This window comes from Acidimicrobiia bacterium, assembly GCA_040902765.1.
Lineage (GTDB): Bacteria > Actinomycetota > Acidimicrobiia > Spongiisociales > UBA11373 > DATKBG01.
Window position 1 is genome coordinate 14,178 of the sequence record JBBDWO010000010.1, and the last position, 14,837, is coordinate 29,014.

The 14,837-nt window shown below is 67.6% G+C and carries 17 protein-coding genes; 5 read left to right on the forward strand and 12 right to left on the reverse strand.

Translation table 11 applies throughout. The annotated features are described in order from the left end of the window. Nucleotides 1-3: 3 nt before the first annotated feature. The 8 genes from nuoK to ndhC all read right to left on the reverse strand — a co-directional run bounded on the left by nuoK (nt 4) and on the right by ndhC (nt 5,094). Complete coding sequence (gene nuoK / locus WEA29_03355) at nt 4-309, reverse strand: NADH-quinone oxidoreductase subunit NuoK (protein ID MEX2322791.1); 306 nt, start codon at nt 307-309, stop codon at nt 4-6. Continuing rightward, a complete protein-coding gene (locus tag WEA29_03360) occupies nt 306-845 on the reverse strand; it encodes an NADH-quinone oxidoreductase subunit J (protein MEX2322792.1) in 540 nt (179 codons plus the stop codon). Before WEA29_03360 ends, nuoK begins: the two co-directional genes overlap by 4 nt. Then, nucleotides 845-1,321, reverse strand: a complete 477-nt coding sequence (locus WEA29_03365; protein ID MEX2322793.1) for an NADH-quinone oxidoreductase subunit I — start codon at nt 1,319-1,321, stop codon at nt 845-847. The genes WEA29_03360 and WEA29_03365 overlap by 1 nt, the downstream gene beginning before the upstream one ends. Before the next feature lie 115 nt (nt 1,322-1,436). Beyond that, nucleotides 1,437-2,462 carry an NADH-quinone oxidoreductase subunit NuoH gene (gene nuoH / locus WEA29_03370; GenBank protein ID MEX2322794.1) on the reverse strand — a complete coding sequence of 342 codons (1,026 nt, stop codon included), beginning with the start codon at nt 2,460-2,462 and terminating at the stop codon, nt 1,437-1,439. Next, on the reverse strand, nt 2,459-3,649 hold the full coding sequence (locus WEA29_03375; GenBank protein ID MEX2322795.1) for an NADH-quinone oxidoreductase subunit D: 1,191 nt from the start codon (nt 3,647-3,649) through the stop codon (nt 2,459-2,461). Before WEA29_03375 ends, nuoH begins: the two co-directional genes overlap by 4 nt. After that, entirely contained in the window at nt 3,646-4,260 is a 615-nt protein-coding gene (locus tag WEA29_03380; GenBank protein MEX2322796.1) for an NADH-quinone oxidoreductase subunit C, read from the reverse strand. Before WEA29_03380 ends, WEA29_03375 begins: the two co-directional genes overlap by 4 nt. Further along, a complete protein-coding gene (locus tag WEA29_03385; GenBank protein MEX2322797.1) occupies nt 4,241-4,738 on the reverse strand; it encodes an NADH-quinone oxidoreductase subunit B family protein in 498 nt (165 codons plus the stop codon). Before WEA29_03385 ends, WEA29_03380 begins: the two co-directional genes overlap by 20 nt. Next, the gene (gene ndhC / locus WEA29_03390) at nt 4,726-5,094 is read right to left on the reverse strand and encodes an NADH-quinone oxidoreductase subunit A (GenBank protein ID MEX2322798.1); all 369 of its coding nucleotides are present in this window, start codon (nt 5,092-5,094) and stop codon (nt 4,726-4,728) included. Before ndhC ends, WEA29_03385 begins: the two co-directional genes overlap by 13 nt. 336 nt (nt 5,095-5,430) lie before the next feature. Here ndhC and WEA29_03395 point away from each other — a divergent pair, with 336 nt between their 5' ends. Together WEA29_03395 and WEA29_03400 are read left to right on the forward strand one after the other, a co-directional pair. Next, nucleotides 5,431-6,573 (forward strand): alkaline phosphatase family protein, encoded by a 1,143-nt coding sequence (locus WEA29_03395; protein MEX2322799.1) that lies wholly within the window; start codon nt 5,431-5,433, stop codon nt 6,571-6,573. Between the two features lie 240 nt (nt 6,574-6,813). After that, the gene (locus WEA29_03400; protein MEX2322800.1) at nt 6,814-7,230 is read left to right on the forward strand and encodes a VOC family protein; all 417 of its coding nucleotides are present in this window, start codon (nt 6,814-6,816) and stop codon (nt 7,228-7,230) included. Here the strand turns inward: WEA29_03400 and WEA29_03405 are convergent. Beyond that, a complete protein-coding gene (locus WEA29_03405) occupies nt 7,227-7,889 on the reverse strand; it encodes a metal-dependent transcriptional regulator (protein MEX2322801.1) in 663 nt (220 codons plus the stop codon). The two genes, WEA29_03400 and WEA29_03405, sit on opposite strands and share 4 nt — an antisense overlap. Nucleotides 7,890-7,984: 95 nt before the next feature. Between WEA29_03405 and WEA29_03410 the strand changes: the two genes are divergently transcribed. From WEA29_03410 to WEA29_03420, 3 genes are read left to right on the forward strand one after another with little or no spacing between them, the layout of a single operon-like run. Then, nucleotides 7,985-9,004: an extracellular solute-binding protein gene (locus WEA29_03410; GenBank protein MEX2322802.1), complete on the forward strand. Its 1,020-nt coding sequence runs from the start codon at nt 7,985-7,987 to the stop codon at nt 9,002-9,004. Continuing rightward, entirely contained in the window at nt 9,001-10,608 is a 1,608-nt protein-coding gene (locus WEA29_03415) for an iron ABC transporter permease (GenBank protein MEX2322803.1), read from the forward strand. Before WEA29_03410 ends, WEA29_03415 begins: the two co-directional genes overlap by 4 nt. Further along, complete coding sequence (locus tag WEA29_03420) at nt 10,605-11,636, forward strand: ABC transporter ATP-binding protein (protein MEX2322804.1); 1,032 nt, start codon at nt 10,605-10,607, stop codon at nt 11,634-11,636. The genes WEA29_03415 and WEA29_03420 overlap by 4 nt, the downstream gene beginning before the upstream one ends. A 65-nt stretch (nt 11,637-11,701) precedes the next feature. Here WEA29_03420 and WEA29_03425 read toward each other — a convergent pair whose 3' ends face one another. The 3 genes from WEA29_03425 to WEA29_03435 form a co-directional block, all read right to left on the reverse strand. Then, a complete protein-coding gene (locus WEA29_03425) occupies nt 11,702-13,267 on the reverse strand; it encodes a DUF2079 domain-containing protein (protein ID MEX2322805.1) in 1,566 nt (521 codons plus the stop codon). Nucleotides 13,268-13,329: 62 nt separating this feature from the next. Next, on the reverse strand, nt 13,330-14,445 hold the full coding sequence (locus WEA29_03430; protein ID MEX2322806.1) for a hypothetical protein: 1,116 nt from the start codon (nt 14,443-14,445) through the stop codon (nt 13,330-13,332). After that, on the reverse strand, nt 14,429-14,837 hold a 409-nt coding region (locus WEA29_03435), incomplete at its 5' end, for a proton-conducting transporter membrane subunit (protein ID MEX2322807.1). The genes WEA29_03435 and WEA29_03430, both read right to left, overlap by 17 nt.

The window sequence follows — 14,837 nt, forward strand, 5'->3', positions numbered from 1 at the left end:
CGGTCACCACCTCATCAGGTCCAGCTCGTCCACGTTGGCCGACTGCCGGTTTCGGAAGATGAGCACGATGATCGCCAGACCGACACCGACCTCGGCGGCAGCGACGGCGAGCACGAACAGGGCGAACACCTGACCGGAGACGAGCGTGTCTTGGAGGTGGGCGCCGAAGGCCACCAGGTTGATGTTGACCGCGGCGAGCATCAGCTCCACCGACAGCAGCACCAGCACCGCGTTGCGGCGCACCATGACGCCGTAGACCCCGAGCGAGAACAGCGCCGCGGCGAGGACGAGGAACTGGTTGACGATCACTTCGGGTCCCTCCGTGCGATGACGATGCCGCCGATGAGCACGGCGAGCAGGAGAAACGACACTGCCTCGAACGGGATCACGAACCGGGTGAACAGGACGTCACCGAGCAGGTCGGTGGAGGTGACCTCCTCACCGATCTCGGCACCCCGAAAGGCCGTCGTCGTCGTGGAGACGATGGTGACGAAGGTCGCCACGGCCACGGCCGCCGCCGGCCAACGACGCTTGTGATCCAGTCGGACCGGGTCGCGGCCGGTCGGGGCTCTGGTGATCATGATGCCGAACAGGAACAGCACGATCACGGCTCCGAGGTAGACGAGGACCAGCGTCCAGGCGACGAACTCGGCGCCGAGCATGAGGAACAGGCCGGCGGACCCGGCGAGCGTCAGCATCAGCATCAGGGCGGCGTGCACCACGTTGCGGCTGGTCACCACGAGCACGGCGGCGCCGACCATCACCAGGGCGATGACCAGAAACACCACATTGCGAGCGTCGCTCGCCCAGTCCATCGCCTCGCTGATCATCGCGCCGAGGTCCATCAGTTGCTCTCCAGGGAGGGCTGATCCGGCACGGTGCCGAGCCAATGGGTGAGGCGCTCCTTGTCGTGGAGCATCGCCGAGATGGAGCCCTCGGAGTACTCGTACTCCGGCGACCAGAACAGGGCGTCGAAGGGACAAACCTCCACGCAGATCCCGCAGTACATGCAGAGCGCGTAGTCGATATCGAAGCGGTCGAGGGTCGCCCGGCTGCGGGGACGGCCCCCCTCCTTGGCGGGCGGCTGCATCTCCTTGTGCCCCTCGATGTAGATGCACCAGTCGGGGCACTCACGGGCACACAGCATGCACACGGTGCAGGCTTCGACGTCGAGGGCGATGACCCCACGCGCCCGGGCCACGGGGATCTCCTTCTCCTTCGGGTAGTTGACCGTGACCGGCTTCTTGAACAGCGTCTTCAGCGTCAGCCAAAGACCCTTCAGTAGACCGGTACCGGGAAGACTCAAAGCGGGGCGGTTCATGGTGTACTCCGAATCGCGAATCGCGATTCGCGATTCGCGATTCGCAGGTCCGGCGCGCAGCGAATCGCGAATCGCTCCTGTGACTGGTAGCTAGTAGCTGGTAGCCGGCGGCTCATCAGAACACCACCTTCAGCGTCGCGATCACCAGGATGTTGATCAGGCCGAGGGGGACGAGCCACTTCCAGGCGAGCACCTGGAGTTGATCCTGGCGCATGCGGGGGAAGGTCCACCGCAGCCAGATCATGACGAATACCAGCAGGGTCGCCTTGCCCAACAGGACCAGCGGCCCGACGAAGTCGAGCATCGCCGTCGGCACACCCGGCACGTAGTACCCGCCGAGGAAGAGCGTCGAGGCGATCGCGGCCATGGAGAACATCCCGACGTACTCGGCGAGGAAGAACATCGTGAAACGCAGCCCCGAGTACTCGGTGAGGTAGCCCATCACCAACTCCTGCTCGGCGAACGGCAGGTCGAACGGGGTCCGGTTGAGCTCGGCGAGAGCGGCCACCATGAAGATGCCGAATCCGATGAAGTGACCCTGGAGAATGTACGGCAGGGCGATGCCGACGCCGCTGATGTGGAACACCGGCTCGGACTGGGCGGCGACGATGCCTCCCATCGACATGGTGCCGGCATGGATGACGACGCCGACCACGGCCAGGATCAGCGGCAGCTCGTAGGCGATCAGCTGAGCACCGGCGCGCAGCCCGCCAATCAGCGAGTACTTGTTGGCCGACGACCACCCGGCCATGAGCACCGCGATGGTGGCGAAGGAGCTGACGGCGATGGCATAGAAGATGCCGACGTCGAGGTCGCGGATGATCACCCGGGGACCGAAAGGAATGATGACGAGCACGGCAAACGCCGACATGAGCATCATCGCCGGTGCCGTCTTGAACACCGGGCGATCGGCGTCACGGGGGATCAGATCCTCCTTCTGGAGGAACTTGACGCCATCGGCAAGCGGCTGTGCCCACCCCCACCGTCCCCCGGCGAAGTAGGGACCGATGCGGCTCTGCATGTGGGCCGAGATCTTCAGCTCGGCGAAGATGAACCCGAGGGCGATGGCGGGAACCACCAGGGCGACGATGAGAACCTTGAGGCCGAGGACCACCCAGAAGTTCGACAGGAGATCGGTCATCGGTCCACGTCTCCGAGTACGAAGTCGAGGCTGCCGAGGACGGCGATGATGTCGGGGATGACATGGCCCGGCAGCAGCCACGGCAGAACCGACAGGTTGGAGAACGACGCCGATCTGATCTTGAGTCGGTAGGGACCGCGGCCACCCTCGGAGACCACGAAGTACCCCATCTCACCCTTCGGGTTCTCGGCCCGAACGTAGACCTCGCCCTTGGGCACCTTGATGATGCGCGGCACCTTGGCCTGCAGCTCACCCGACGGCATGCCGTCGATCGCCTGGATCACGATGCGCGCCGACTGGCGGATCTCCTCGAGCCGCACCCAGTAGCGGTCGTAGGAGTCGCCGTTGACCCCGATCGGCACCTCGAAGTCGAAGTCGGCGTACGGCAGGTAGTCGCCGGTCTGACGCAGGTCGAAGCCCACGCCGGACGCCCGCAGATTGGGACCGGACACGCCGTACTCCAGGGCCTTGTCCCTGGGGATGATGCCGACGCCCTTGGTCCGCTGGTGGAAGATCTCGTTGCCGAGCACCAGGTTCACCATGTCGTCGCACACCTGCTCCACCTTGGCCATCGCCGCCTTCGTCTGGTCGAAGAAGCCGGCGGGCAGGTCCTGCGACATCTTCTTGGTGCTCGATCCGCCGCCGTAGGCCGGCTTGACGCCGCCGACGCGGTTGAAGTTGGGATGGAACCGCCCACCGGTGACGCCTTCGATGAGGTCGAGCACCCGCTCGCGCTCGCGCAGGGCGTGCATCAGCGGCGTGGCGGCGCCCAGCTCGAGGGGGAACGAGGACAGGAACACGAGGTGGGAGGAGATGCGCGCCATCTCGGTGAGTACCAGGCGGATGTACTGCGCCCGGGCCGGCACCTCGAGTTCGAGGAGCCGCTCGGTGGCGACCATGAACGGGATCTCGTTGGCAAACCCGGACACCCAGTCGATGCGGTTGACCAGGGCGGTGATCTGCGGGTAGGTGCGTACCTCGGCGAGCTTCTCATAGCCCCGGTGCATGTACCCGATGACCGGCTCCACCTCGGTGATGACCTCACCGTTGACCTTGGCGACGAGGCGCAGCACCCCGTGGGTCGAGGGGTGCTGGGGCCCGAGGTTGAGGGTCATCTCGGGGGTCTGCAGCTCCACGGACACCCTGACTTCCGAGTGGTGCATGGCGGTGAGGTGCTGATCGGTCACGACTCGTCGGCCCCCTCGTCGGCCCCCTCGTCCTCGCCGTCGGCGTCGCCCGCCTCTTCGTTCTCCTCGGAGGGCATCCCTTCGACGTCGACGGTGCCGGGCCACGGCTTCACCTCACGGGTGAGCAGAGGAAACGTCTTACGGAGGGGAAACCCCTCGAACTCGTCGGTCAAGTACAGGTGTGTCAGCTGCGGATGGCCGTCGAAGACGATCCCGAACATCTCTGCGGCCTCCCGCTCGTGCCAGTTGGCGCCGCCGAAGGTCTCTATGAGGGTTGGGAGCACCGCATCGTCCTTGGGGAGGTCGGTGCTCAGCAGGACGAAATTGCCGTCTAGGTCGCCCAGGCAGGAGATCACCTCGAACCGCGGCTCCACCTCGCCGTCGGGCGGGTCGCCGACCGCCACCTCCGACGACCAGTCGACCGCCGACAGCCACGAGAAGAACGGGGCGTGCTCCTTGGCGGCGGCATGCGCCGCGATCCAGCCGTCCCGCGGGACGCGCACCTTGGGCGTGGCGAAGTCGGCGGACCAGTCGTCAGACCCCACGATGCCAGCAAAGCGCTCGGCCACAACGGCGGCCGCAGCCGGGGCCTCAGACGGGCTCTCGGTCACGCCGGCTCCACTTCTCCTTGATGTTCTCGCCCTTGATCTTCTGCTGGAGGAGGACGATGCCGTCCATCAGCGCCTCGGGCCGGGGCGGGCAGCCGGGTACGTACACGTCGACCGGGATCACCTGGTCTACGCCCTTGGTGACGCTGTAGGAATCCCAGTAGGGACCGCCGCAGTTGGAGCACGATCCCATCGAGATCACGTACTTGGGGTCAGGCATCTGCTCGTAGAGCTTGCGGATCGCCGGCGCCATCTTGTCGGTCACCGTGCCGGCCACGATCATCAGGTCGGCCTGCCGGGGGGAGGCGGGCAGCGGGATGATGCCGAACCGCATGAAGTCGTAGCGGGGGCCAGACGCCGCCATCAGTTCGATGGCGCAGCAGGCGAGGCCGAACTGGAACATCCACAAGGAGTAGCGGCGCCCCCAGTTGAGCAGCCACGAGATCGGCTTCGGGGTCTCGAACCGGTCTAGGACTCCCACTTGAGGACCCCCTTGCGCATGGCGTAGACCAGGCCGATCACGAGGATGAGGATGAAGAGCACCATCTCGACCAGGGCGAATCCGCCGAGCGAGTCGATCCGGATCGCCCACGGGAAGATGAAGACGGCCTCGATGTCGAAGATGAGGAACAGCAGGGCGAACACGTAATACCGGATCTGGGTCTGGCTCCAACCCTCACCCACCGGGTCAACGCCGCACTCGTAGGACTGGAGCTTGATGGCCGACGGATTCTTCGGGCGAAGCAGCGAGCTCGCCCCCATGGCGATGACCACGAGGAGTATTCCGAACCCTGCGAAGACGGCGACTGTGATGTAATCCTGGAAGTAGTCCGTCACGTCTTCCTCGGGGGGGCCGACTGTCCGAGGGCGAGTATAGGAAGCGGGCGCGAAGGCCTGGGAACGGGGAAGTCACCAGTCTTGGAGAGGATGGCCCGTTGACTCTCTCCCTCCGAAGGGGGGAGTCCCGGAGGGAGCGAAGCGACCGGAGGGGAGGGGGGAGGGGGGAGGGCTAACGCTACGAGAGCCTCGCGCCGCGTTTGGCCTCCCCCTCCGTCATCGGCCTGCGGCCGCTGACACCTCCCCCTGCGGGGGAGGAGAGCGGAAGGCGAGACTCCATGCTCAAGCCGGGAGAACGCGTACCGGCCCATGTCGGAGCGGCCACAATGACCGACGATGCCGAACGATGAGCCGATGCTGTCCGAGCGCCATCAGCCTGGAGCCTCATTCCGCGCTCCCGACTATGCCGGTGGCGGCCTGGTCAATCTCGTGGCGGAGTTGGAGCGGCGGCTGACCGGTTGGGCGCTGCATCCGGGGTTGACCGCGGAGCTGGCCGACCGGGTGCCCGACGCCGACTCGTACGTGTTCGTCCTGTTCGACGGTCTGGGCGACCACCAGCTCGACCATCCGCATGCGGCGCCGTTTCGTCGGGACCGGGTGGGAGCGATCGACTCGCCGTTCCCGGCGACCACCACCGTGAGCATGGCGACCATCGCCACCGGGCTGAGTCCCGCCGAGCACGGGATCCTCGGCTACCAGCTGTGGATGCCGGAGGTGGGCGAAGTGGTCAACACGATCAAGTGGACCACGCTGTGGGGGTCGCCCCTGGACGTCGACACCATCGCCGTCCTGCCGGTACCGAACCTCTGGGAACGGCTGCGGGCGGCGGGCCGGGAGCCGATCAGCCTCCAACCGTGGGGGTTCCACGACTCACCCATGTCGCGGATGCTCTACAGAGGCGCCCGCTTCGAACCGTGGGGCTCGGAGCGGGAAGCCGTCGACGCCGCACTCTACCTTGCGGCCACACCGGGAAGACTCGTATTCCTCTACGTGCCTCACGTCGACTTCGCCGCCCACGTCGGTGGCCAGCAGGACCCCGACTACGCCGAGGCGATGGCGATCGCCGCCGATACGTGGGACCGCCTGGCGCGTGCACTGCCAACGGGGGCGGCACTCGTCGGCACCGCCGATCACGGCCACGTCGACATTTCATTGAAGCACCAGATTCGGATCGACAAGACCGACGAGGCAGGTCGCAGCTTTTACGGCGACGTGCGGGCGGTGTTCGTCCGGGGTGACGGGGCATCGATCGCTGCTCGCTACCCGGTCACCTGGATCCCGCGTGCCGACATGGAGCACTGGTGGGGGCCGGGTGAGCATCACCCGGCGTTCGAGGACCGTGCCCCCGACGGGGTCCTGGTGGCCGACGAGGGCTACGCCCTCCTCCACCGCCACGCCGACGAACGCCTCGTCGGCCAGCACGGCGCACCGACCGAGGCGGAGCTGCGGGTGCCGCTCTTAGTAGCGAGTAGCGAGTAGCGAGAGCTATGAACGCGTGGTCTCGCTTTCCTCCCCTGTAGGGGGAGGTGGCAGCGGCCGCAGGCCGATGACGGAGGGGGGAGGGCAAACGCGTCGCGAGGCTTTCGTAGCGTTCGCCCTCCCCCCTCCCCGCCTTCGGCGGTAACTCCCCCTTCGGGGGAGAGAGTCACATGTCGATGCCAACCCGGGTGTGCTGGCGTGAGTCGGGAAGCCCCGGTCGTTCTTTAGTAGCGTCGGCGCATGAGCACCTTCGATGCAGGCGTGTGGCCGATCCTCGCCTTCCGGGATGCCCGGGCGATGATGGCGTTCCTGCGCGACGCCTTCGGTTTCGTACCCACGGTGGTGATCGAGCACCCGGACGATCCAGCGGTGGTTCAGCATGCCGAGATGCGCTGGCCCCTCGGTGGCGGTGTGATGTTCGGAACTGCTGGCAAGGACGACTCGGAGTGGGGCCAGCGGCTGGCGGGCGCTGCCGGCGTCTACGTGGTGTGCGACGACCCCGACGGTCTGTTCGCCAGGGCGGCGGCGGCCGGAGCAAGGGTCGTTCGAGGGTTGGTCGACGAGGACTTCGGATCGCGCACCTTCACCGTGGCCGATCCCGAGGGCAACCTGTGGAGCTTCGGCACTTACGCCGGTGAGCCACTACCCGAGGGCTAGACCGCGGCCGCGAAGAGGCGCTCGGCGGCGAACTGACCGAGTCCCACGCCTGAACCACCCTCGATGCTCACTGTCACCGTGCCCGCCGGTGCCCGCTCGACCACCTGGACGGCTGCTCCGGGACGGAGCCCGATCCTGTCGAGGAATCCCATGAGCTCGGCGTCGAGCTCCAACTCCTCGGAGATGCGCTCGACCCGGGCCGCCTCGCCAATCGGCAGGTCGGCGAGCGGTTGCATGGCTGGCGGCTTGTATCCGGCACCCGGGATGGCGTTGCCGTGCGGGCACGTCTTCGGATCGTCCATGGCGGCCCACATGGCGGCCTCGACGTCGTCGGAGATCACCGACTCCCAGACCTCGGCCTCGGCGTGGACCTTGTCCCACGGAAGGCCCAGCACTTCGGTGAGGAAGCGTTCGGCGAGACGATGACGACGAACCACTCCCTCGGCGAGGTCGCGGCCAGCGCCGGTCAGGGCGATGTCGGGCTCGGTTCGGATGAGGCCCTCGGCTTCGAGCTTGCGCGTCATCTCGGAGACGCTGGCCCGGCTCACCCCCAACCACTCGGCGATCCGGGCCTGGATGACGGGGATGCCCTCGTCTTGGATCTCCCAGATGGCTCCCACGTATTCGCGGTGAGTCGCCTTGTACGAGTGGTCCTGCATCGCCTCGATGGTATCTCACCGAAGAGAGTAAGGCTCCCTAACAGATGGTGATTGGACTCTTGACACCATCCGATTCGGCCCTAGTGTCACCGTCCATGCATCGAAACAGACGCGGCGTAGCCGCACTCATCCGCCTGATCCTGACCGTTCTGGTCGCCACCTCCTGCTCGTCGGGCGACGACGGCGCCCAATCCCTCACCGTGTACTCCGGCCGCTCGGAGGATCTCGTCGCCCCCCTCATCCAGCAGTTCCAGGACGAGACCAACATCGAGGTCTCGGTCCGATACGCCTCGAGCACCGACATGGCCGCCACTCTCCGCGAGGAAGGTGCCAACTCCCCGGCCGATGTCTTCTTCGCCCAGGACCCGGCATCGCTGGGCGTCGTCGCAGAGGCCGGCCTGTTCTCGGCGCTCCCGGGAGATCTCATCGCCGGGGTCCCCACCGAGTTCTCGGGCGGTAGTGCCTGGGTGGCCGTGAGCCTGCGGTCTCGAGTCCTCGTCTATGACACCGAGCGTCTCAGCCCTGCCGATCTGCCCGCCACCGTCGACGATCTCCTCGATCCGGCGTGGGGTGGCGGCAGGATCGGGATCGCCCCCGGCAACGCGTCGTTCATCGCGTTCGTCTCGGCCATGATCCTCGAGCGTGGCGAAGAGGGCACCCTCGCCTTCCTGGAGGGTCTCGCCGCCAACGAGCCGCAGATTTTCTCGGGCAACAGCCCAATCGTCGCCGCGGTCGACGATGGGACGGTCGAGGTCGGCCTGGTGAACCACTACTACCTGCTCGGGCTCCGGTCCGACGTCGGGGAGACCCGTGCCGAGAACCACTTTTTCACCACCGCCGGAGCAGAGTCACTGGTGATGCCAGCCGGAGCCGGCGTGCTCGAGGCGTCGCAGAACAAGGAAGCCGCCCTGCGCTTCATAGAGTTCCTGCTCTCCAACAACGCCCAGGAGTACTTCGTGACCGAGACCTTCGAGTATCCCGCGGTCCCGGGCCTGGCCGCGCCCGAGGGAGTGCCCGCGATCGAAACCCTGGCTCAGCCCGGCCTCGACCTCTCGGCCCTCGCCGGCGTGCTCGACCGGGCAACCCAGCTCATCTCGGAGGCAGGGCTCTTGTGACGACGGAGCCGACCCCAGCGGTCGGCACCCTCGACCCCCGGCCATCTACCGGCGCGGCGCCCCCCACCCTCCGCGGGGCGGCGCCGCGCTGGTTGTGGCTCCCCGTGGTCCTCGTGCTCATCCCGGGCCTGGTTCCGATAGCCGGTCTGGTGGGCCGGGTCGTCGGCGCCACCGACGATGCCCTGGCCCTCGCCCGGTCGGCGCGGACCCTGGCTCTGGTCTGGAACACGGTGCTGCTGATGGTGGTGGTGACGGCAAGCGCCGCCGCGATCGGGGTCACCGCGGCATGGCTCACCGAGAGGACCGACCTCCGCGGGCGGGCGCTGTGGCGGGTCCTCGCCGCACTCCCCCTGGTCATCCCCTCATATGTCATCGGCATGACCTTCGTCTCCGCATCGGGCCCTGGCGGGCTGATCGCCTCGGTCACCGGATGGCAGGTGCCCTCGCTCACCGGCCTCTTGGGTGCATGGGCCGCACTTGCCGTCTCGACCTATCCCTTCGTGTATCTGACGGTCCGCGCCACGCTGCGTCGCCTCGACCCCGCCCACGAGGACGCCGCCCGCGGTCTCGGTGCCTCACCGTCGCGGGTGTTTCGCACGGTGGTCCTGCCGCAACTCCGCCCGGCACTCGCCGCCGGCTCGCTGCTGGTGGCGCTGTATACGCTGTCCGACTTCGGGGCGGTGTCGCTGGCCCGCTACGACGCCTTCACCCGCGTCATCTACGCCCAATACGCCGGCCGACTCGACCGCACCCCGGCGGCGGTGCTGGCGCTCATCCTGGTGGCGATCGCCCTGGTGATCGTCATCGCCGAGCGGGTCAGCCGCGGACGGGCGGCCTACCACTCCCGCAGCCCCCAGCGGCCACCACGACTCACCGTCCTCGGCCGCGGCCAGCGACTGGCGGCAACCGGGTTCCTCGCCGTGCTGGCGATCGTCTCGCTGGGGATACCGATCGCGACGCTCATCAGCTGGGTCGTGCGCTCGACGCAGGCGGTGACCATCCCGTGGGGCGCCATGGCCGGCTCGCTGACCGCCTCCAGCCTCGCCGCCCTCGTGGCCGCGGCGGCGGCCCTGCCGCTCGCCGTACTCGTCTCCCGGCATCCCACCCGCTCGACCGCCTGGGCGGAACGGCTCGCCTACACCACCTTCGCCCTCCCCCACATCACGGTCGGCCTCGGCATGGTGTTCATCGCCTCCCGCTACCTGGGCGGGCTGTACCAGAGCATCACCCTGCTGGTGCTGGTATACGCCTCGATCTTCTTCGCCCAGGCGCTCGGCTCGGTGCGGGCATCGCTGGTGCAGGTGAGCCCGTCACTCGATCAGGCTTCGCGCAGCCTCGGTGTCGGACCGTGGCGCACCTTCGGCCGGATCACCCTGCCCCTGGCGCGCCGCGGCATGGTCGCCGGCGGGCTGCTCGTGTTCCTCACCGCCATGAAGGAGCTGCCGGCGACGCTGTTCCTCCGCCCCACCGGGTTCGACACCCTCGCCGTTCGCATCTGGTCGGCGGCCGACAGCCTCCTCTATTCGAGAGCGGCCGTGGCAGCGTTACTGTTGCTCGCAGTGTCCGCCGTACCCATGTACGTGCTCACCACACGAGACCGATGACCTACTCCATCGAGACCCACGAGATCAGCAAGCGGTTCGGGGACGTCATCGCCCTCGACCGGTTCTCGCTGCGCGCTCCCGAAGGCAAGGTGCTTGGCCTGGTCGGCCCGTCCGGCTCGGGCAAGACGACGGCGTTGCGGGTCATCGCCGGGTTCGACCGCCCCGACATGGGCTCGGTGAGCATCGCCGGCACCCCGGTCGTCGACGACAGCACCTTCGTCCCACCGGAGAAGCGGCGAGTGGGCATGGTGTTCCAGGACTTCGCCCTGTTCCCCCACATGACCGTCGCCAAGAACGTCGGGTACGGGCTCAGCGGTGACGGCAAGCGGGCACGGGTCGACGACGTGCTCGCCATGGTCGGTCTGGCTGGGATGGGCAACCGGATGCCCCATGAGCTTTCCGGCGGAGAGCAGCAGCGGGTGGCGCTGGCGCGTGCGCTGGCACCGCGACCCGCGGTGATCCTCCTCGACGAGCCCTTCTCCAACCTCGACGCCCCCCAACGCGAGCGGGTCCGCAAAGAGGTGCGCACCATCCTGGTCGAGGCCCGGGCGACGGCGATCTTCGTCACCCACGACCGTGACGAGGCGCTGGCGCTCAGCGACGAAATGGCCGTGATGCGCGACGGGACCATCCTCCAGTCAGCACCGCCTCACGAGCTGTATCACCACCCGGTGGACCGCTGGGTGGCGTCCTTCCTAGGCGACGGCGAGTTCGTCCCGGGGACCGCCGGCGAGCACCTCGTCGAGACCGCCTTCGGATCGTTCCCCAACCGCAGTGGCGCGCGCGGTGCGGTCGACGTGCTCATCCGACCCGAGTCCGTGCTACTGGAGCGTGACGACGCCGGCACCGGATTCGTCGTCGAGCGCGAGTTCTACGGGCACGATCAGCTGGTGACCCTGCATGTGGAGGGGGGCCGTCGATTGATGGCGCGGCACGGACCCGACCCGGTCTTCAACCCGGGCGACGCCACCCGCTGGGAGATCACCGAGGTGATGGTGCTTGCAAGCGAGCCGACAGCCCAAAGCTGACAGCTCACAGCCAGAGGGTCACCGCTGATGGTGCCATCGGTGCCACTAGGGAGTACCAGTCGGGTTCAGCCGTCCGGATTTCGACTCCACAGGTCCCAGTATTCGTTGCTGAACATGAGGGTGAAAGACGTCCGCTCGCGCTCCCAGGACTCGACGAACTCCTCTGAGATCGACTTCGGCACGATCACCATGTCGATCGAATCGGCAGCCGGGAGTCGCAGCCCACCCGCCTGGCCCTCAGGCCCGTAGTAATGGGTGTGGAACGGGTTCGGGAACATGTAGAGGGTGGTGCGGCGCGCCAGGTGGGGGGTGAGGACGGTGTAGGCAGATACGGCGGCATCGGGCGGCACCATCGATACGACCTCTCGCGCCGCAGCCGCTCGAGGATGATCGGGCTCGGTGAAGGCCCGCGGGTTCCGGGCGAACGGGAGGCTGCTCCACAGGAGGGAGGTCCACAGCGCCATCACCGCCACCGCGGCCACCGCCAGGTCGCGACGCTTGCGGAAGGCACCGAGGGCGTAGACCGTGCCCATCGCCACCACGACGACGACCACGAACTGATAGTGGAAGCCGATGCGGTGCTGGTAGCCGTGGAGGCTGAGCAGGTTGCTCACCACCACCAGGCCTGCGATCGCTGAGATCTCCGGCAACCGGAGGAACACCCAGGCGAACGGGGCGGACATCTGCCAGAGGTACCAGCCGCGGCGTTCGGACCGCAGATGGTCGAACAGCTGCCCCGGTTCCGTGAAGGCGGTCCTGACCAGACCGGATAGTCCGCCGAACGGGACGCGTGACCCGCGACCGGCGAAGGACCCCGCCGCCGCGTTGAAGTACTGCAACGCGATCACCGACGAGAACACGGTGAAGACCGAAGCCCAGCCGATCGTGAGCAGTCCGATGACCCGGTCGCGCCGCCAGGCGACCCACGCTCCGAGGGGGAGGATCGCCAGGATCATGTCCTCCTTCACCATGAGCGACAGCACCACGAACACCGTGTAGACGCGCCACCGTCGCTCGAGTGCGCCGTACAGGGCGAAGCCCACGAAGGTCGGCAGGAAGGCGTCGGGATGGAATTCGAACATGTTTCCCCAGCTGATCGCGGGGTGCAGCAGGAACACGGCGGCCATGAGCAGAGCAATCGGCTCGCTGCCCAGTCGGCGACGCGCGTAGAGGAACACGGGCAAGGCACCGAGAGCGATGCCGGCCGACTGAGCGAAAAACAGCGTCCCTGAGGTCGGGAACAGCGCGTAGATGGGTGCAAGCAGGAGCAGGACGTACGAGGAGTGATCGCCGAACAGATGGAGCCCGCGCAGGGTTACGAACGGTGTGTCCGCCTGGGAGATGAGCCAGATGCCCTGCTCGAAGATGCCCGTGTCGTAGCTGCTCGTGCCCAGACCGTGATGGGCATCGAGGCTCATCGAAGTCATCGCCCACACGTAGAGCGTGATGATCCCGAACAGCGCCCAATGCCAGGGCGTAGCCCCCTTCACCGACGCGACGATCGCCGCGGCTGCGCGGCGGGCAGCCGCGGCCAGCCTCACGCCGAGGGAGCGAATGTTGCCGGCGGAACTGCCAGCGTCGACAGCCTCGAGCGGGTCCTCCACCGATGGGGAGTCGGTTTTAGACGACACGACCGCATACGGTACCCGGGGATAGAGCGCACACCGATGACCGCCACCTTGAGAGGAAGGGTTCAACCCGCCGCGTGCTGCCTGCGCAACTCCCACGCCGCCATGCCGTAGCCGCCGAGACCGATCACCAGGGCGACGACGTAGACGAGACCGCCGATGAGTGGCAGCAGCCACATGGCGCCCCGGAGGAGGAGCGCACCCACAACCAGGCCCCCGGCGACGCTGGCCCGGCTCCGCAGGAGTCGGCGACCCACCTCGGTCACCGCCGGGATCGGGCCGAAGAACAGTGCCCCGACCCACGCCAGCAGCATGGCCAAGGCTATCGGGATCCCCACCAGGCTCAAGAACAGCGGCAGGGCGGCGATCGGTGGGAGCAGGACGAGTCCCGACCCGACGAGCGCCGCCCGGCCGGGGCGGGTCGCCACCGCCTCCACCGCCTTCTCCGAGGTGGCCCGGAACAGCCACATGGCCACCAAGCCGCCGAGGATGAAGGCGAACAGCGACAGGATGCCGAGCGCTCGCAGGATGGCTCGGGTCCACACCGGGGTGAGCGAATCGCGGTGGCTGATGTCCCCGGCGACCACCGCGTCCGGATCGATGCGGCCCTCCGATGGTGAGTCGTAGGTGAGGTCGCCGCCGATCCGCGAACCGCCCGACACCGACAACCTATCGACCTCGACGACGACGTGCCGCTCGATCTTCCCGTCGATCGTCAGTCGCAACGCCTGACCGCGCAGGTCCCTACCCGTCGTTCCGCCGGCCCGCACCCGGGCCGACACCGTCAACAGGTCCCGCCCGACCGACCCGCCAATGCGGGTTTCGCCGGTGAGAGTGGCCACGTCTTCTCCGACGGAGCCATTGACCTCGACCGAGGTGGCCACCAGCCGTACCGAACCGCCCACGGTGCCGTCGATGCGCACCGGACCGCCGACCAGCCCCAGGACATCTCCTTCCACGGTGCCCCTGATGGTGAGGTCACCGCTCACCACGATCAGATCGCCCTCGACTACCCCTTCGATGATGACCCGCTCGGCAAAGGCGTAAAGATCCTCGGAGACGGTGTCGGTCTCGGTGACGATCACCTGCCCGGTGACCCGTACGGCGCCGAGCAGCAGCGGGACGGCGATCAGGACGGCTATCGCGGTGGAGCCGAACCGCCGGTCAGAGGGGGAGCGCATCGGCCAGCCAGGTGAGCAGCGGCCACGGGGCGATGCCGAGGCCGAGCGTCAGCACCCCGCCGACCCCGATGACCAGACGCATGCCCGGCGACATCGCGATCGGCGTGTCGTGTTCGCCCGGCTGCATGTACATGAGGACCACGACCCGAAGGTAGAAGAACAGCGCGGCTACGGCGGCCACCAACCCGACGATCACCAGCCACAGGTAGCCGGCGTCGATGGCGACACGGAACACGGCGACCTTGCCGACGAAGCCGGCGGTGAGCGGGATGCCACCCATCGACAGCAGCATCAGCGTCAGACCGCCGGCCAGCCACGGGGACCGCTTCCCCAGCCCGGCGAAGTCGATCAGGCCCACCCGCCCCGCCCCGCCGCCGGCGACGGCGGCGACG